Annotated in this window: 16 protein-coding genes; 6 read left to right on the forward strand and 10 right to left on the reverse strand. The window is 69.8% G+C overall.

The annotated features are described in order from the left end of the window. Positions 1–165: 165 nt before the first annotated feature. Positions 166–1572 carry an FAD-dependent oxidoreductase gene (locus NLX83_RS29965; RefSeq protein WP_254238569.1) on the reverse strand — a complete coding sequence of 469 codons (1407 nt, stop codon included), beginning with the start codon at positions 1570–1572 and terminating at the stop codon, positions 166–168. Positions 1573–1591: 19 nt separating this feature from the next. Next, complete coding sequence (locus NLX83_RS42075; protein ID WP_254238570.1) at positions 1592–2890, reverse strand: beta-ketoacyl-[acyl-carrier-protein] synthase family protein; 1299 nt, start codon at positions 2888–2890, stop codon at positions 1592–1594. 569 nt (positions 2891–3459) lie between these two features. Here NLX83_RS42075 and NLX83_RS29975 point away from each other — a divergent pair. Both NLX83_RS29975 and NLX83_RS29980 read left to right on the forward strand, forming a co-directional pair. After that, positions 3460–4440, forward strand: a complete 981-nt coding sequence (locus tag NLX83_RS29975) for an ABC transporter substrate-binding protein (protein ID WP_254238571.1) — start codon at positions 3460–3462, stop codon at positions 4438–4440. 148 nt (positions 4441–4588) lie between these two features. Beyond that, entirely contained in the window at positions 4589–5971 is a 1383-nt protein-coding gene (locus tag NLX83_RS29980) for an ankyrin repeat domain-containing protein (RefSeq protein WP_254238572.1), read from the forward strand. Between the two features lie 39 nt (positions 5972–6010). Here NLX83_RS29980 and NLX83_RS29985 read toward each other — a convergent pair whose 3' ends face one another. Further along, a complete protein-coding gene (locus tag NLX83_RS29985; protein ID WP_254238573.1) occupies positions 6011–6541 on the reverse strand; it encodes a hypothetical protein in 531 nt (176 codons plus the stop codon). Positions 6542–6861: 320 nt separating this feature from the next. Between NLX83_RS29985 and NLX83_RS29990 the strand changes: the two genes are divergently transcribed. Next, positions 6862–7344: a DUF1360 domain-containing protein gene (locus tag NLX83_RS29990; RefSeq protein WP_254238574.1), complete on the forward strand. Its 483-nt coding sequence runs from the start codon at positions 6862–6864 to the stop codon at positions 7342–7344. A gap of 50 nt (positions 7345–7394) precedes the next feature. Here the strand turns inward: NLX83_RS29990 and NLX83_RS29995 are convergent, their stop codons facing one another. The 3 genes from NLX83_RS29995 to NLX83_RS30005 all read right to left on the reverse strand — a co-directional run bounded on the left by NLX83_RS29995 (position 7395) and on the right by NLX83_RS30005 (position 9324). Next, complete coding sequence (locus NLX83_RS29995) at positions 7395–7604, reverse strand: DUF397 domain-containing protein (protein ID WP_254238575.1); 210 nt, start codon at positions 7602–7604, stop codon at positions 7395–7397. 12 nt (positions 7605–7616) lie between these two features. Continuing rightward, entirely contained in the window at positions 7617–8483 is an 867-nt protein-coding gene (locus tag NLX83_RS30000; protein WP_254238576.1) for a helix-turn-helix domain-containing protein, read from the reverse strand. A 109-nt stretch (positions 8484–8592) separates the two neighbouring features. Then, positions 8593–9324, reverse strand: coding sequence for an ATP-binding protein (locus NLX83_RS30005; protein ID WP_254238577.1), 732 nt, complete (start codon positions 9322–9324; stop codon positions 8593–8595). A gap of 264 nt (positions 9325–9588) precedes the next feature. Here NLX83_RS30005 and NLX83_RS30010 point away from each other — a divergent pair, with 264 nt between their 5' ends. Continuing rightward, entirely contained in the window at positions 9589–9858 is a 270-nt protein-coding gene (locus tag NLX83_RS30010; RefSeq protein ID WP_254238578.1) for a hypothetical protein, read from the forward strand. Between the two features lie 124 nt (positions 9859–9982). Continuing rightward, positions 9983–12019: a beta-galactosidase gene (locus NLX83_RS30015; protein ID WP_254238579.1), complete on the forward strand. Its 2037-nt coding sequence runs from the start codon at positions 9983–9985 to the stop codon at positions 12017–12019. A 263-nt stretch (positions 12020–12282) separates the two neighbouring features. On the opposite strand, the gene NLX83_RS30020 is transcribed toward NLX83_RS30015, so the two are convergent. Genes NLX83_RS30020 through NLX83_RS30035 form a run of 4 tightly spaced genes read right to left on the reverse strand, consistent with a single transcriptional unit; the run spans position 12283 to position 15806 of the window. Then, positions 12283–12840, reverse strand: coding sequence for a GNAT family N-acetyltransferase (locus tag NLX83_RS30020; RefSeq protein WP_254238580.1), 558 nt, complete (start codon positions 12838–12840; stop codon positions 12283–12285). A gap of 1 nt (position 12841) precedes the next feature. Continuing rightward, positions 12842–14068 (reverse strand): glycosyltransferase 87 family protein, encoded by a 1227-nt coding sequence (locus NLX83_RS30025; RefSeq protein WP_254238581.1) that lies wholly within the window; start codon positions 14066–14068, stop codon positions 12842–12844. A gap of 7 nt (positions 14069–14075) precedes the next feature. Beyond that, positions 14076–14828, reverse strand: coding sequence for an alpha/beta fold hydrolase (locus NLX83_RS30030; RefSeq protein ID WP_254238582.1), 753 nt, complete (start codon positions 14826–14828; stop codon positions 14076–14078). Between the two features lie 42 nt (positions 14829–14870). Then, on the reverse strand, positions 14871–15806 hold the full coding sequence (locus NLX83_RS30035; protein WP_254238583.1) for a hypothetical protein: 936 nt from the start codon (positions 15804–15806) through the stop codon (positions 14871–14873). Between NLX83_RS30035 and NLX83_RS30040 the strand changes: the two genes are divergently transcribed. Then, positions 15805–16497 (forward strand): RraA family protein, encoded by a 693-nt coding sequence (locus tag NLX83_RS30040; RefSeq protein WP_254238584.1) that lies wholly within the window; start codon positions 15805–15807, stop codon positions 16495–16497. The genes NLX83_RS30035 and NLX83_RS30040 overlap by 2 nt on opposite strands. Positions 16498–16499: the final 2 nt, after the last annotated feature.

The raw sequence follows: 16499 nt of genomic DNA on the forward strand, positions 1-16499 counted from the left end.
GGCCCAAGGGCACGCGCAAGGGGCCCCCAGGTCAAGCCGACCCCCACGCTGGAAGCCCAGCGCCCCCCGCTGGAAGCCCAGCGCCCCACGCTGGAAGCCCAGCCACTCGAGCTGGAAGCCCAGGCTGGAAGTCCAGCCGACCCCGCTGGAAGCCCCGCTGGAAGTTCAGCCGACCCCGCTGGAACCCCACCCAAGCAACCCAGAAAAAGCGTCCGACACCGACCCAGCCCCAGGCTCAGAAACCCAAGCCACATGCCCATCAGGCCGCACAAGAACCCCACCCCAAGGCAACCCCTCCACCCGCGTCACATCAACCCGCGACCCCAGCGAAGGCGCATCCCCCGTAGTCAAAAACACAAACCGCCCATCCCGCAACAAAGAAAAAACGCTAGTCCCACCCACGTCCAGGTCCGGCATTCGCCACCCAGAAGAGCCGTAAGAAACGCCGAGCCCGGAAACCTGCACCGCCAGCTCGTGATTCAGCGACGGATGCCCCGCCAGCAGCTCGTTGAACCGGGCGCGCAGGGCTTTGTTCTCCGGTGACGTCGATACGACCAGCGCGGTCTGCGCGCGGGTGTCCTCGATGACGCGTGCGCCCACGGGGTGCCGCTCCGCCTCATAGGTGTCCAGCAACGTCGAGGGCGCCCAACCCTGGATCACCGCGGCGAGCTTCCACGCCAGGTTCGTCGCGTCCTGCATGCCGAGGTTGAGTCCTTGACCGCCCAACGGCATGTGGATGTGCGCGGCGTCGCCGGCGAGGAGGACGCGGCCGTTGCGGTACCGCGCGGCCTGGAGCGTGGCGTTGCCGAAGCGCGCCAGGTACGACGGGTCGTACATGCCGAAGTCGGTGCCGACGACGCGCCGGGTGCTCTCCTTCAGCTCCTCCAGCGTCAACGGCTCGTCCTTCGGGACGTGCAGCATCGAGTGGTCAGTCGGCGAAACGCGATACCTGCCGTCTCCCAACGAAACCAGGAACAGCGCGCCGTTGTCCCCGTTGACCGTCAACGACACCGCCTCGGGCGGCTCGGCGAGGCGGACGTCGCCGAGCGGCACGCTCAGCGTTGACGGGGTCCCGACGAAGTCGATGCCCGCGGCCTTGCGCACGGTGCTGGACGGGCCGTCGCAGCCGACCACCCACCGAGCGCGGAAGGTCTCACCGGTGTCGGTTTCCACGGTGACCGAGTCACCACCAGGACGGACCCCGGTCACGGCGCGGCCGCGCAGGATCTCCACGCCGAGGGCCGAGGCGTGCTCGGCGAGCAGCGCCTCGGTCCTCGACTGCGGGAGGAACAGCACGAACTTGTACTTCGTGTCCAGGCCGGCGTAGCTCAACCTGTTGTCCAGCAAGGCGAAGTGCGTGCTGGGGATGCGCTTGCCCTCGTCGAGCCAGCGGTCGGCCAGCCCGCGCATCGCCAGCAGTTCGAGTGTGCGGGGGTGCATAGTCAACGACTTGGCGTGCGGCACGGGCTCGGTCAGCCGTTCCAGGACGGTCACCTCGACCCCGGTCCGGCGCAGTTCCGCGGCCAGCCACAGACCGACCGGACCCGCCCCGACAATCACCACGTCACGCATGACACTCCCGCTCAAGCAGCTACACCGGCTCTTCGCCGCCGGACCATCCGCGGACCATGATGGCGGAGTTGTTCCCGCCCATGCCCACGCTGGTGGTGATCGCGGTCGGCACGGAGGCCGGGATGCCCTTGCCGACGACGTGGTTCAGGTCGGCGCAGCGCGGGTCGGGGTCCTCGAGGCCGTAGGTCGGCGGCACCCGGTTGTGGTGGCTGGCCAGCAGCGCGGTGATGAACTCGACGCCGCCGGTGCCGCCGAGCATGTGCCCGGTGGCGCCCTTGGTGCCGCTGACCAGCGGGCTGGACGCGGGGTCGGAGCCGAAGACCTTGCGGATGGCGAAAGCCTCGGCCGGGTCGTTCATCTTGGTGCCGGTGCCGTGCACGTTGATGTAGCCGACCTCGCTGGTGCTGACGCCGGTGTCGAGCAGCGACTCCTCAAGGCAGGCGCGCATCCCCGGAGCCTCGTCGGGCCGGATGTCGGACATGTCGTAGGCGTCGCCGCGCAGGCCGTAGCCCAGCATCTCGCCGTAGATCCGGGCGCCGCGCGCCCTGGCGTGCTCCAGCTCCTCCAGCACCACGATGCCCGCGCCCTCGCCGAGGATCGTGCCGTCGCGCTTGTTGTCGAACGGGCGGCAGATGCCGATCCGGGAGCCGGTGCGGTTCTGCGCGAACGCGCCGATGGTGATCTCGTTGACCGCGGACTCCGCGCCGCCGGTGAGCATCAGCTCCGCCCGGCCGTACTTGATCTTGTCGAAGGCGGCGATCAGCGACTCGGCCCCGGAGGCCGACGCGCCGCTGACCGTGACCAGCGGGCCGGTCAGGCCGTGCCGGATGGACACCGCCGAGGTCGGCGAGTTCGGCAGGGTCAGGTTGCACAGCCGCGCCGAGAGCGCCCGGCTGCCGCCCTGCTCCAGCAGTTTGTACTGGCGCTGCAGGATCTCCGCGTTGGAGTAGGCCACGCCGACGGCCACCCCGAAGCGGTCCAGCTTCTTCGGCGATCTTGTGGCGTCCGAGTGGATCTCGTTGCGCGGCAGGTCGATCCCGGCGTCGGCGGCCGCGGCCTGGGACGCCGCGATGGCCAGCCACTGGAACCGGGCCGTCACCCGGATGTCCCGCTCGGAGAGGCCGTGCTCGGCCGGATTGAAGTCCGGCAACTCGGCGGCCCGCTTGATCGGACAACGCGAGGTGTCGAAACGGGTCAGCTCGCCGACCCCGCTCTGACCATCGCACAGATTGTTGAAGAACTCTTCAACCGTGTTGCCGAGTGCGCTGACAACACCGATTCCGGTCACCACGACGCGCCTGCCGCCGAGAGCGATCACGTTGCTCCTCACAAGCCACTTGTACTGGTCTGCATTTGGCGGGCAGACCCTAGCGACACATTTCCCGGCGGCCTAGCTTGATCGATTAGTCACGCGCATAAGGGCTGCTCATCCCGGTGGGGGAGCGGCCGGGAAGCACTCGTCGGGGTGATCACGGGCGCCGTTGCGGTGTGCACGTTCCACAAGATCGTCCGATCGGACCACATTCGGTGCTGGTCGAAACGTTCGTAGAAGAGTCATCACCGGTCAGGCCGGGTGAAATACGCACTGGTGAGAGGTGTGTCCAGGGGGAGGCGGGGCTATTCGGGCTGAGCGGAAACGACAGGTGGAGACTTGTCTATGTGGCCTGGTACCCCGGCCGAGGGGGCGTATTCGCGACGTGGAATCGCCCCGGTCCCGGTCACTCGTATGGCGGAGGAGTGTGAATAGTTGAGACCGAGGGTGTTACATCCCCGTCCGGCTTGTCATCCGGCAATGCTCCCAGTTTCGCCTGGTATAACTCTCGCGATCATTGAGGCCCCCCGTCGAAAGATAATGTAAAAATGTCGCGTAGTACCTGTGGACGAAAAGTGCGGGCGCTCCTCGCCGCTCTCTCACTGCTCCTCGTCACGACGGGCTGCGGCCTGCTCGGCGGGGACACCGGAGCCGACGGAGACGGCACGTCCAAGCTGGAGAAACCCCGGATCAAGATCGGCGCGATGCCGATCATCGACTTCGCGCCGCTGCACATGGCGATCCAGAAGGGCTACTTCCGCGAGGAGGGCCTGGAGATCGAGACGGTGACCATCCCCGGCGGCGCCACCAGCGTGACCGGCTTGGTGGGCAACCAGTTCGACGTCTCGGTCGGCAACTGGATGTCCTTCTTCGAGGCCCAGTCCAAGGGGGTGGCCGACCTCAAGCTGGTCGCCGACGGCTACCAGGCCCGCCCGCACAACTTCGTCATCGTCGTGCCGCAGGGCTCCTCCATCACCAGCCCGCAGGACCTGGCGGGCAAGAAGATCGCGGTGACCATCCGCGGCGCCATCGCCGAACTGCTGGCCAAGGCCTCGATGGACGCGCACAGCGTGAACCACGGCGGGGTGAGCTGGGTGGAGATCCCGTTCCCGGCCATGCCCGCCGCGCTGAAGAACAAGCAGGTCGACGCGGCCGTGATGGTCGAGCCGTTCATCACCCAGGCCGAGCGCAACTTCGGCGCGCTGCCGGTGCTGGACGTGGCCCAGGGCGCCACCGGCGACTTCCCGATCTCCGGCTACGCGACCACGGCGGCCTTCGCCAAGGACAACCCGAAGACGGTGAACGCCTTCCGCAAGGCGCTGCAGCGCGCCCAGAAGGAGGCGTCCGACCGCGGCAAGGTGGAGCAGATCCTGCCGAGCTACGCCAAGGGCATCGACCAGGTCACCGCGAGCCTGGTGCACCTCGGCGCGTTCCCGACGCGGCTGGACACCGTGCGCATCCAGCGGGTGGCCGACCTGATGACGGTGCACGGCCTGCTGCCGAAGCCGCTCAAGGTCGACGGCATGGTGATGGAGAACCTGCCGGACACCAACTGACCCGGCGGGTACACTGCCCGGAGGCGAGTTGGGTCGCCTCCGGGTCCGCGGAAAAGGCTGAGCCTGCCCAGCGGAAACGGGTAGTGCCCTGGTCACCACCTCCTTTCACCCCGTAACGCGGACCACGGGGCCATGGAAGGAGGTCGCGATGTCGACCATTCCCCTGCCCGAACGCCCCGATCTGGGCCAGCTCCGCAAGCAGGCCAAGGAGCTGCGCCGGACCCTCCCGGGCGGCACTCTCGCCGACGCGCAGCGCGCGGTCGCCCGCCGCTACGGGTTCGCGAGCTGGACGCGGCTGGTGCGGCACGTCGAGGCGATCACCGCCCGCTCCTGGGTCTACGCCGAACCGAGCGGTGACGAGCCGCTCGCGGACCGCTTCCTGCGGCTGGCGTGCCTGAACTTCGCCGAGGACGCCCCGCCGCGCCGGGCCGAAGCCGCGCGGTTGCTCGAAGAACACCCCGACCTGCCCGCTGAGGGCATCGCGGTGGCCGCCGCGTGCGCGGACGTCGATCACCTCGGACGGCAGCTGGCCTCCGGTGCCTCGGCGACGAAGCCGACCGGTCCGTACGACTGGCCGCCGCTGATGTACCTCAGCTACGCCCGCGTGGACGTCGGGCTCGACGACACCCTCGCCGCGGCGCGAATGCTGCTCGCCGCCGGGGCCGATCCCAACGAAGGACGGTTCTTCCTCGGCCTGCCAACACCTTTCACGGTGCTGACCGGAGCGCTCGGCGGTGGCGAGGACGACCAGCCGCCGCATCCGCACGCCATCCCGCTGGCGCGGCTGCTGCTCACCGCGGGCGCTGATCCCAATGACGGGCAGGCGCTCTACAACCGCATGTTCTCCGAGGCGGATGACGCGTTCGAGCTCCTGCTGGCGTTCGGCCTCGGGCGGGGCGACGGCGGGCCGTGGCGGCGGCTGCTGCCGGATCTCGTTGACTCACCACAGGATTCGGTGCGCAAGCTGTTGGCGTGGGCGGTCATGCACGATCAGCGCGATCGGGTGAAGTTGTTGGCCGACAACGGGATCGACGTGATCAGCCCGCTCGGCACCGGGTTCACGCCGATCGAGACCGCGCTGCGCAACGGACGCCGTGAGATGGCGGAACTGTTGCGCGGCTTCGGTGCGCACGAGATCGAGCTGGCTCCCGTCGACGCGTTCATCTCCGCCGCACTCGCCGGGGACGAAGCCGTCGTCGAGGCCATGCCCGCGCATATCGTCGAGGCCGCGCGCAACGCCCGACCCGGGCTGCTGGTCTGGGCGGCGGCACAGGGTCGCCCGAACTCGGTGGAACTGTTGCTGCGCAAGGGTTTCGATGTCAACGCCCGCGCTCGCAGTGATCTGCCGATCGAAGAGCCCTGGCAGACCGCGCTGCACTCCGCGATCGAAATCGGTGACATCGACCTGGTCCGGCTGCTGTTGGACAACGGCGCCGATCCGGGCGTTCGCGACCACCGATTCGGCGGTGACGCAAGGAGTTGGGCCGAGCACTTCGGGCGCGCCGACGTGATCGACCTGCTCGACAGGTAGGAGAGTGGGGGCGCTGTCGAGCGCCCCCACCTTCCCTGACTAACAGCCGCAGCTGTAGAAAACCACGTCCCAGTGGTCGCTCTCGCGGTAGTAGATGTTGCCCGACGGCGCCTTCCACTTGTTGCCACCGATGGAGGCGAAGTTCCCCGTGATGTAGTTGCCGAGGCAGGTGCTCAAGGCGAAGTCGAGCTTGTAGCCGTTCCAGTGGCTGTAGGTGCCCGAAGCGTGGCCGACCTCGGTCCCGCCGGTCACGTTGAGCGCGCACCGGGAGGCGTTCTTCAACGTGATCGCGCCCTGGATGGTGGCGGAGTTGACCTGTTCCAAGGACGTGCAGTTGTACTTGTAGCGGTCGCTGCACCCGCCACTGGAGGACCAGGTGATCCCGGCGGCGCGCAGCCTGCTGGTCGCGGTCGAGTGGGAGAGCTTGTTGACCATCGAGACCACGTCGCCGCGCTCGGGCGTGAAGACGGGATCCTGTCCGGACGGCGACGCGGTGGCGGCACCGGAACCCAGCAGCAGCCCGGCGGCCGCGATGAGGGTCGTCAGTCCGAGGGCAGGGATTTTCCTCATGGCTGATCCTTCCTGGCACGCGTTGCAGGGGGAACGCGTGCCGGTTTCGCGAAGTTAGGCCGGATCGCCTAAGGCGGAGTAAAGAGCCACGTCAGTTCGGGCACTCCGGGGCCAACCGCCGATCCGGTACGCCTTCACCACGCTCAGCCGGACGGTGCTGCCCTCGGCGTCGGTGGCGTTGGCGCGCAGGGAGGCGAAGCCGGTCGCCACGTGTGGAGGACACCGAACGGGAAGACCGCCGAGACGGAAGCCGAACCGATCGCCGAACCCGCGCCCTTCTAGAGACGTTCAACGGCAATCCAGGCGGGTAGCCCTGCGCCATGACAGACGACTACTGCGACGGCGAAGACATCAATCTGCGTGGCTACGCGTCCAGCGCTGCCGCGTACGCCGTGCTGGCGGGGGCGGTGGTGACTGCGGCGCGGCGCGGCGGGCGGCGGTTGCCGGAGCGGATTCACTGGGGCGACCTGGCGTTGCTCGGGGTGGCCACGCACAAGGCATCCCGGATGCTGTCGAAAGAACGCGTGACGAGTTTCCTGCGGGCGCCCTTCACCCGGTACCAGGGGCCCGCCGGCTCGGCGGAGGTGCGGGAGGAGCCGCGCGGGAGCGGACTGCGGCGGACGGTGGGGGAGTTGCTGACGTGCCCGTTCTGCGTCGGGGCGTGGGCGGCCGGAGGGTTCGTGGCCGCGCTCGTGCTGGCGCCGAGGCCGACGCGGGTGGCGGCATCGGTGCTCACGGTGCTGACGGCCTCGGACTGGCTGCAGCTGGTGTGGACGATCACCGACGAGAAAGCCCGCGAGTAGCAGAACGGGGCCGGTCCGAGTGGACCAGCCCCGACGGGAACCCCCGATGGTCACCCCGCGTCGTGACAGCCCGCCTTGACCGCGCAGAGGAACCTGCTCCACGCGGCCGGGCCGAACGCCAGGGCCGGGCCGTCCGGGTGCTTCGAATCCCGGATCAGGATCCTGGCGCGCGCGAAGCCGATCTCCACGCACTCGTTGCCGCTGCCGTTGCTACGGCTGCTCTTGCGCCATAACACTCCCGAAGAATCCGGGACGCGCATCTGGGGGCTCCCTCATGAGGATCGAAGTCCGCCCGCGATCTCGGTGATCTTGTCGATCGACCGGTCGGAGTCGAGCGCGGCCTCCTGTAGGCCGGCGAAACTGAGCTTATACCGCTCCACCGAAGCCTGTTCCTCCAGGTAGAAGCCGTAAACCAGGTTCTCGACGTACACCGTGTCCTGGTAGTGATCCTGGTCGAAGGACAGCACCGTGAACGGCGATCCGATGGCCGGGACGGCACCCGCGGAGAACGGGAGCACCTGGATCAGCACGGTCTCCAGCTCGGTCAGCTCCAACAACCTCTCCAGCTGACCGAGCATCACCTTCGGGCCGCCGACCACCTGGCGCAGCGCGGCCTCACCGATCACCGCCGCGAAGCGCAGCGGGTTCTCACCGCGGATCCGGGCCTGCCGGGCGGTGCGCACCTCGGCGCGCTGCTTGGCGATCTCCTCGCTGACCTTCGGCAGATCGGCCAGCGCGAGCGCCTCGGCGTAGCCGTGGGTCTGCAACAGCCCGGGGATCAGGTCGGTCTTGAACGTCGACAGCCGCGCGGCCTCGGCCTCCTGCTCGACGAAGTCGTAGGCCACCTGCACCAGGGCCTCGGTGTTGTAGTCCTCCCACCACTGCCGCTCCTGCGCGGCCACCGCGTCCTGGAACAGCTGGTCCCGCTCGGGATCGGACACCCCGTAGATCAGCGCGAGGGCGATCACGTCCACCGGGGAGATGGGCTGCGCGGCGTTCTCGATCTTGCTGAGCTTCGCGGGGGACCAGCGCAGCTGCGGGGCGATGTCCTGCCCCTTCTTGCCCGCGGCGTCGCGCCACTGCCGCAACTGCCGCGCGATCCGCCGCAGGCGCACGCTCGCCCGGAAAGCCTCAGCCACGCCAAGCACCCCATCCCTGATCGTCCGCGCGAGAAGCCTACGGGGGAACCGTTGTCATCTCCGATCACCTGACCAGGCGGAGCGGCGCTTCCGGCTCAGCGGGAAGCCGCTACACGGCGTCGAGCATGGCCCACACGCGTTTCCCGGCGGTGGTGACCTCGGCGCCCCACGCGATGCTGAGCCCCTCGACCAGGACCAGACCCCGGCCCCCGGTCACCTCGGGAGTGCGTGGCTGAGGCCGGTGCCTGCTGCAGTCGCTGACCGCGAGGTGCAGGTGGCTGTCGCGCAGCGTCAGCGTCAGCACGGACTCGCTGTGCGCGTGCAGCACGGCGTTCGCGACCAGCTCACTGGCGACGGTGCGCGCCGCGTTGACGGTCTCGGTGAGTCCCCACGACCTACAAGCCCGGTCGACCAGGTCGCGGGCGCGCCGCGGGGCGCTCGTGCTCCGCGGAAGGCGTTGGCGGAACCGGGGCAGCACCGGCTGACCGCCTGCGATGTCCTTGGCCTGCTCCAGGGTGTGGCACACCGCGATGCGCTGGTGCGCGCCCTGGTGGGGCAACAGGGACAGCAGCTCGGATGAGGTCGTGCACAGCACCACCGCGCTGCCCGGCCACACGGCCGCGTTGACCGCGATCGTCGGCAGCACGGTCACGGCGCGGTCGTCGGCCAGCCGCAGTGCCGTGGCGTCGATGATCAGACAGGTCGGATGGGTGGCCAGCGCCTTGGCCGCCGCCGCCCACAGCAGCGGCGCGGTGCGCGTGTCCAGCACTCCGTGCAGTTCCACGATCGCGTGCGGCGGGTCGTCCTCGATGCGGCAGCGCAGCCCGTCCTCGCCGATCATCGCGGGCCTTCCCGCGCGGGTGGTTCCGCTCCGCCGGCATCGGTCATCCTGGTCATCCTGTCGATCGGCACGCACGGCCCGGCCAGTCTCCTCCCCGGCGCCGCGCGCCATCCACCGGGTGGGGTCGCGTCTTCCGCGTACCCGCGAGGTACCCGGTACGGGAGTCGTCCAATCGGGCGTTCGCCGCGAACCGGGTTTGACCGCGGTCTCGACGGGTTACCCGGTCCGGCCCACGGGTTCGCGGTGCGGGCTAAGGTCTGCGCCATGCCCGAGAAGCAGGCCGCCGAGAAGCACAGCAGAGTCGCCGAGATCGAGCAGGCGGAGTTCGACGAGGTGGACAGCCCGCTGGACCTCGCGGTCCTGGTGCACGTGGAACTGAGCCACGAGTTCGACGACACCCTCGACGTGGGTGCCGTCGCCGACTACTTCGCCGAGCGCGGCTGGGCGGCCGACCGCGACGAGGTCCGGGCGGCGCTGGCCCGGCTGGCCGACGCCGAGCTGCTGGAGTGGCTGGTCCTCCCGGCAGACCTGTAGGGCCTGTGTGCGAGGCCCGTGTTCATCGAACGGGCCCCACACGCAGGCCCTGAGCCGAACAGGTCAACCTGCTTGGGTGCTCGACGCTGTGCCGCGGCGTTGGCAACATCGTCGAGTGGAGTCGATGAGCGGCGACGACCGGACTGGGACATGCCGAACGGCGATGCGCCTGGACGCCTTCGCCTTCGGGGGTGACTACAACCCGGAGCAGTGGCCCGAGGCGGTGTGGGACTCCGACATGGAGCTGATGCGCCGCGCCGGGGTCACCATGGCCACGGTCGGCGTGTTCGGCTGGGCCCAGGTGCAGACCGGCCCGGACACCTTCGACTTCGGGTGGTGCGACCGGGCGCTGGACAAGCTCGCGGACAACGGCGTCGGGGTCTGCCTGGCCACGATGACCGCGTCCCCGCCGCCGTGGCTGGCCCGGCTGCACCCGGAGACGCTGCCGGTCACCGCGGACGGCACCCGGCTGTGGCCCGGTGGGCGCCAGCACTACTGCCCGTCCAGCCCGGTCTACCGCGAGCACGCCGTCGCGCTCGTCGAGCGGATCGCGCAGCGCTACGCCCGGCACCCCGCGCTGCGGCTGTGGCACATCGGCAACGAGTACGGCTGCCACGTGTCCACCTGCTACTGCGACGTCTCCGCCGAGGCCTTCCGCGGCTGGCTGGCCCGCCGCTACGGCGACGTCGACGGGCTCAACGAGGCGTGGTCGACGGCGTTCTGGTCGCAGCGCTACTCCAGCTTCGACGAGGTGCTGCCGCCGCGCACCGTCCCGGCGATCCCCAACCCCGCGCAGAACCTGGACTTCCAGCGGTTCTCCTCCGACGCGATGCTGGAGTGCTTCCTGCTGGAGAAGGACGTGCTGCGCGCCCACACCCCGGGCGTTCCGGTCACCACCAACCTGCTCGGGCTGGCCAAGTCCGTCGACTTCTTCGAGTGGGCGCGGCACCAGGACGTGATCTCCCACGACTCCTACCCGGACCCGCACCGCGCGGACACCCACGTCGAGGTCGCGTTCAACTACGACCTGATGCGCTCGCTCGGCGACGGCCGCCCGTGGCTGCTGATGGAGCAGGCGCCGAGCGCGGTGAACTGGCGGGAACGCAACGCCCCCAAGGCTCCGGGGCAGATGCGGCTGTGGAGCTACCAGGCGGTGGCCCGCGGTTCGGACGCGGTGCTCTACTTCCAGTTCCGGCAGTCCCGCGGTGGCGCCGAGCGGTTCCACTCCGCGATCGTGCCGCACGCCGGGCCGGAGACCCGGATCTTCCGCGAGGTCGCCGACCTGGGCGCCGAGCTGTCCAAGCTGCCGGAGATCCTCGGCTCGCGGGTGGAGGCGAACGCCGCGCTGCTGATGGACTGGTCCAGCTGGTGGGCGCTGGAGGCGGAGTCGCACCCGGCGACCGACCTCAGCCAGGTCGACGCCAACCTCGCGCACTACCACCCGCTGTGGGAGTCGCGGATCACCACCGACATCGTGCACCCCGCCGCCGACCTCAGCCGCTACCGGTTCGTCGTGGTGCCCAACCTGTACCTCGTCGACGCGGACGTGGCGGCCAACCTGATCGAGTACGTGCGCACCGGCGGCCACCTGGTGATGTCGTTCTTCTCCGGCATCGTCGACGGCAACGACCGCGTGCACCTCGGCGGCTACCCGGCGCCGTTCCGCGAACTGCTCGGCGTGCACGTGGAGGAGTTCTGGCCGCTGCCCCCGCACGGCGCGGTCGGCCTCGCCCTCACCGACGGCCACCACGGCACGGGCACCCTGTGGTCGGAGTGGATCAACCTGGAGGGCGCCGAGGCCCTCGCCACCTTCGCGGGCGGTGAGCTCTCCGGCCGCCCGGCGATCACCCGCCGCTCCTACGGCGCGGGCGTGGCCTACTACCTCGGCACGAAGCCCGACGCGACCACCATGGGCACCCTGCTGCGCAAGGCCGCCGCGGCGGCCGGTGCGGCCCCCGTCCTCCCGGGCGCCCCGGCGGGTGTGGAGGTGACGGTGCGCAGGACCGAGGACGGCACCCGGTTCCTCTTCCTGCTCAACCACAACGTGTTCGCCGTCCCGGTGCCCGTCCCGCCGGACGCCACCGACGCGTTCACCGGCCAGGACCTCGGCGACCAGGTCACCCTCGACCGCCGCGGCGTCCTCATCGCCCGCCTACCCTGACCCCTCCGGTTGTACCCAATGTGACATTTGTTTCGCTGGACGTAACGAATGCCACATTGGTTACCCCATCGTCCACAGTGGACGATGGGCCGCCCTGAGTGGAACTCCACCCACCCCGCCGCTGCGCTTGCCCCTTCATCACAGCCCAGGCAATGCTTGAAAGCGGGGGGTCCCTCGGAGCGTGCGAAAGCCACCCTCGCCCACCCGACGTCGTTATGCCCTGAACGACCCGTTCGGGGAACTCAACGCCCGGAACGACCCGTTCAGGGCATGAGCGCGGTGAACTCCTCGGTGGTCATGCCGAAGCGCACGAGGTCGTGGTGCGTGCCGCCGGTGAACACCTGGCGGCGCAGGCGGCCCTCCTCCGCGAACCCGAGTTTGTGGTGCAGCGCAAGGGAATCCTCGTTGAAGGCGTAGACGCCCACGTCGCACTTCTGGTACCTGCGCTCGCCGAACATGTAGCCGAGCAGCAGCGTGATCGCCTCGCGCGCGTAGCCCTTGCGGCGGTACCGGCGCAGCACGCCGAGGCCGTAGCTGAAGCAGCCGTCGAGCGGGCGGGCGTCGAAGGTGTTGATCGAGCCGACGAACGTGCTCCCGGCGATCGCCTCGATCACCAGGCGGAAGGCGTCGGAGTCGGTGGACTGCTCCTGCGCCCACGCGCGGTAACCGGCCTCCGAGCGCGGCGGGAAGACGCGGTCGGTGGCGCGCTGGTCGGCGGTGTCGCGGTCGAAGGCGGCGAAGGCGGCCCAGTCCTCGGGCTCGACGGCGCGCAACCGGACGAGCTCTCCGCTCCACAGCGAGGTCATGGCCGACCGAACCACGTCAGGACGGTCGCGCGACAGTGGTTTTCCGTAGCCGCAACACGATCCACACCGAGGAGAGCGCGAACACGAGCAGGTAGACGTTGCTGGTGACCGCTTCGAGCCACGGCCACGAACGCAGCGCGAACAACCCGATCTCCGGCTGCGTCCTGCCCCCGGCGGGCGGGAAGCTGACGATCCACGCGAAGGTCAGCGCGTACACCCCGCCGACCACCCACCACCCGGGCCGTCCGGCCGTGCGCGCGAGGTGCACCAGGTACACCAGCAGCGGGACGAACCACACCCAGTGGTGCTCCCAGGAGAACGGCGACACCGCCGTCCCGGTCATGCCGACCACCGTCACCGCGAGCAGCTCCTCGCCGCGCCGGTGCGCCCACACCGCGAGGCCCATCCCGAGCCCGCCGACGATCAGGGCGAGCACCAGCCACGTCGCCGACGTCGCGTTGTTGTTCCCGGTCAGCCGCGCCAGCATCCCGCTGATCGACTGGTTGCTGTACGAGGCGGTGTCGCCGATCCGGTTGGAGGACAGGAAAACCCCGCCCCAGTACCGGGCGGCGTCGCGGGGCAGCAGCAGGAACCCGAGCCCGATGGTGGCGGCGAACGTGGCCAGCGCGGTGGCCGCCGCGCGGAACCGCCCGGTGACCACGAGGTAGCCGACGAAGATCAGCGGGGTGAGCTTGATCCCGGCGGCGATCCCGACGCACACGCCCTGCCAGCGGGAGTCGCGGAACCGGCTGACGTCCAGCAGCACCAGCATCATCAGCACCAGGTTGACCTGGCCGAGCGCGGTGGTCAGCCACACCGAGTCCAGCCACAGCGCCGCGCCCGCCATGAGCACCGACGTCGCGACGAGCGCGCGGTCCCGCTTGTAGCCCAGCGTGCGCCACGACAGCATCACCGCGGGGATCACCAGCAGGAAGTGCGCCGGGGTGACCACCGCGGCCAGCGGGATCACCGGGACCACGCCGAACGGCACGAACACGAGGGCGGCGAACGGCGTGTAGGTCCACTCCATCTGGAAGGTGATCGGCCCCTCGTAGAGCGGGCGGCCGGCGAGCACCGTCTCCCCGGCCGCCCGGTACACGTTCAGGTCCACGCCGACCGGAGCCGCCTTCGGCCAGATCAGAAATGTCAGCGCGTGCAGCAGGATCGCGGCGCCGAAAACGCTCCACGCGATCCGGGGCGTGATCCACGCGCGTTCCTGCCGAATGTCGGTGCCGGTGCTCACCGGCGAATTATCGCAGGCAGTGCCCGGCGACCGCGCGCACCAGTGGCCCGCGATTGGATTCGGTGAACTCCAGGCCCAGATCGGCGATCTCCACGAAATCGGCCCCGCTGATCCGGTCCGCGAGGTGGCGGCCGTGCGGCGGCGGGCAGATCGGGTCGAGCGCGCCCTGCACGACCAGCGTCCTGGTGGTGATCCGGGCCAGGTCAGGGCCGCGTTCGAGGAGCGTGTCGGGCAGGTGCGCGTGCGGGTGGTCCTCGTGATCGCCGCCCGCGACGGCGTCCAGGAACTCCATGCGGGGCGGCGGAAGACCGTCGGCGGACGGTTCCCCGTTCAGCGCCCGTTCCCAGTTCCCGAAGAAGTCCACGCCGAGCGCGAAACTCCCCGCCAGCGTCACCGAAAGAAGCCGATCGGCGTGCTCGATCGCGAGGAGTTGTCCGATCGCCCCACCCATCCCGAAACCGAAAACGTGAGCGCGGTTTATCCCCCAGTCGTCGAGGATTCGAATCGCGTCCTTGACGAGCGTGTCGATCGTGTACGGGTGCTGTTCGAAGTCCCGCCGGGTGGACCGCCCGGTGTCGCGCTGGTCGTAGCGCAGCACCCGGAACCCGGCCGCGGCGAACCCGGCGAGCAGATCGTCGGGCCAGTGCTCCGACGACGACACGTCCGGCGTGATCAACAACAGCGGGGGAGCGGCGGGATCACCGAGATCTTGGCTCCACAGAAGGACATCGGCTTCGGCTTCGACGAGGAGTTCCGGCATGCCGACGACGGTAGGAGGCCGGGGACCCCATACGCACATAACTCATTGCTTTTGCAAACCCGGCAGCTCGGCATTGATCTCCAGCAGCCAGTGCGCGATCTCCGCCGTGTCGTCGAAGGTCGCGTGGTCGGGCGCGTCCGGCGACCAGGAGCCGTCCGGTGACTGGAGGCTGAGCAGGTGCTCGGCGATGTCCGTGGCCAGCTCCGCGTAGTTCTCCGAGCCGGTCGCCCTCGCGAGCAGCGCGGCGCCCCACGCCACCTTGTGGCTGAACAGGCAGCTCCGCAGGTTCTCGCCGCACCGCAGCGCGTAGTCGGCGAACGCCTCGGCCGTGGCGAGGGCGTCCGCCGAGCCGGTGGCGTCGTGCAGCTTGGCGAGGAACGCCATCGGATACCCGATCATGAAGTACGGCTGGTCGGGCTTTCCGGTACTCAGTACCTGGAGGGCCCCGGTCCCGTTGGCGCGCAGCAGGAACTCCTGCCCCCGCTCGGGCCCCGACGCGAGGAACCGCGACAGCCATCGGCCCGCCGCGCGAGCCGTGTCGAGGTCGCCGAGCTGGAGTGCGACCAGCCCGATGTGCGCCGTGGTCAGCACATCCGGCTCGGCGGCGGGATTCGACCGGAACCCGCCATCGGCACCGCGGTAGCCGAGCAGGTGCCGGTAGGTGGCTTGGGCGACGCCGAAACGTCCCAATCGCTGAGCGGCCAACGCGATCCAGCCGTTCGGATAGGACCAGAACTCGGTGAAGATCGCGTTGTGGCTCTTCACGCCCGCCGCCGTCGCGAAGTCACCGTCCGCGGTGCCGAACTTCGCGACCGCCTCGTCGAGCACGTCCCGGGCTTCACGCGGATGCCCGGCGAGACCGAGTACCGCGGGGGACTTGTAGTAGCACGCGAGGTCGTCCGGCCGCCGCCGCTCCAACAGCCAGGCGACTGCCCGGTGCGCGGCGTCCTCGTAGCGGAGGGTCATCATCAACGTCATGTTGGACGCTTTCGCAGACCTGTCAACGCCATTGGTGGCAGACGCATGCCTTCGGGCTAACGTGCCGCTCAGATCCGCCCCTTCGGGCATTCGCGCCGTGGTCCCGGGACACCGCCTCGCGGGCCGCGCGCTCCCGGTGCGGCACTACGGCAGCGTCGACGTCTTCCTGGAGGCCTTCGGCAACGCCGCGCCGGGCGACGTCCTCGTGATCGACAACGGCGGGCGTGAGGACGAGGCGTGCGTCGGCGACCTCGCCGTCCTCGAAGCCGCGGCGGCGGGCGTGTCCGGCCTCGCCGTCTGGGGCCTGCACCGGGACACGCCGGAGCTGGTCGAGATCGGCCTGCCGGTGTTCAGCTACGGCAGCTACCCGCCCGGCCCCGTGCGGCTGGACGAGCAGGAGCCCGACGCGCTGAGCACCGCGCGGTTCGGCCCGCACCTGATCTCCGCGGCGGACGTCGTCTTCGGTGATCCCGACGGCGTGGTGTTCGTTCCGGCCGAGCGCGTCGACGAGGTGCTGGCCGTCGCCGCTCGGATCCGGCGGACCGAGCGCGACCAGGCCGATCTCATCCGGGCGGGCCGGACCCTGCGGCAGCAGACCCGTTTCGACGACTACCTGGCCCGGCGCGCGGCGGACCCGGCGCACACCTTCCGCAGGCACCTGCGCGAGATTGGCGGCGCCATCGAGGAATGAGT

The organism is Allokutzneria sp. A3M-2-11 16 (assembly GCF_024213555.1).
GTDB lineage: Bacteria > Actinomycetota > Actinomycetes > Mycobacteriales > Pseudonocardiaceae > Allokutzneria.

What these genes read in the sequence shown, in the direction of transcription:
- NLX83_RS29980 (WP_254238572.1), top strand. Translation starts at nt 4,589, where the DNA reads ATGTCGACCATTCCCCTGCCCGAACGCCCCGATCTGGGCCAGCTCCGC.
- NLX83_RS30035 (WP_254238583.1), bottom strand. Translation starts at nt 15,806, where the DNA reads ATGACGTTGATGATGACCCTCCGCTACGAGGACGCCGCGCACCGGGCA.
- NLX83_RS30010 (WP_254238578.1), top strand. Translation starts at nt 9,589, where the DNA reads ATGCCCGAGAAGCAGGCCGCCGAGAAGCACAGCAGAGTCGCCGAGATC.
- NLX83_RS29965 (WP_254238569.1), bottom strand. Translation starts at nt 1,572, where the DNA reads ATGCGTGACGTGGTGATTGTCGGGGCGGGTCCGGTCGGTCTGTGGCTG.
- NLX83_RS30005 (WP_254238577.1), bottom strand. Translation starts at nt 9,324, where the DNA reads ATGATCGGCGAGGACGGGCTGCGCTGCCGCATCGAGGACGACCCGCCG.
- NLX83_RS30040 (WP_254238584.1), top strand. Translation starts at nt 15,805, where the DNA reads ATGTTGGACGCTTTCGCAGACCTGTCAACGCCATTGGTGGCAGACGCA.
- NLX83_RS30030 (WP_254238582.1), bottom strand. Translation starts at nt 14,828, where the DNA reads ATGCCGGAACTCCTCGTCGAAGCCGAAGCCGATGTCCTTCTGTGGAGC.
- NLX83_RS29985 (WP_254238573.1), bottom strand. Translation starts at nt 6,541, where the DNA reads ATGAGGAAAATCCCTGCCCTCGGACTGACGACCCTCATCGCGGCCGCC.
- NLX83_RS30015 (WP_254238579.1), top strand. Translation starts at nt 9,983, where the DNA reads ATGAGCGGCGACGACCGGACTGGGACATGCCGAACGGCGATGCGCCTG.
- NLX83_RS29995 (WP_254238575.1), bottom strand. Translation starts at nt 7,604, where the DNA reads ATGCGCGTCCCGGATTCTTCGGGAGTGTTATGGCGCAAGAGCAGCCGT.
- NLX83_RS29990 (WP_254238574.1), top strand. Translation starts at nt 6,862, where the DNA reads ATGACAGACGACTACTGCGACGGCGAAGACATCAATCTGCGTGGCTAC.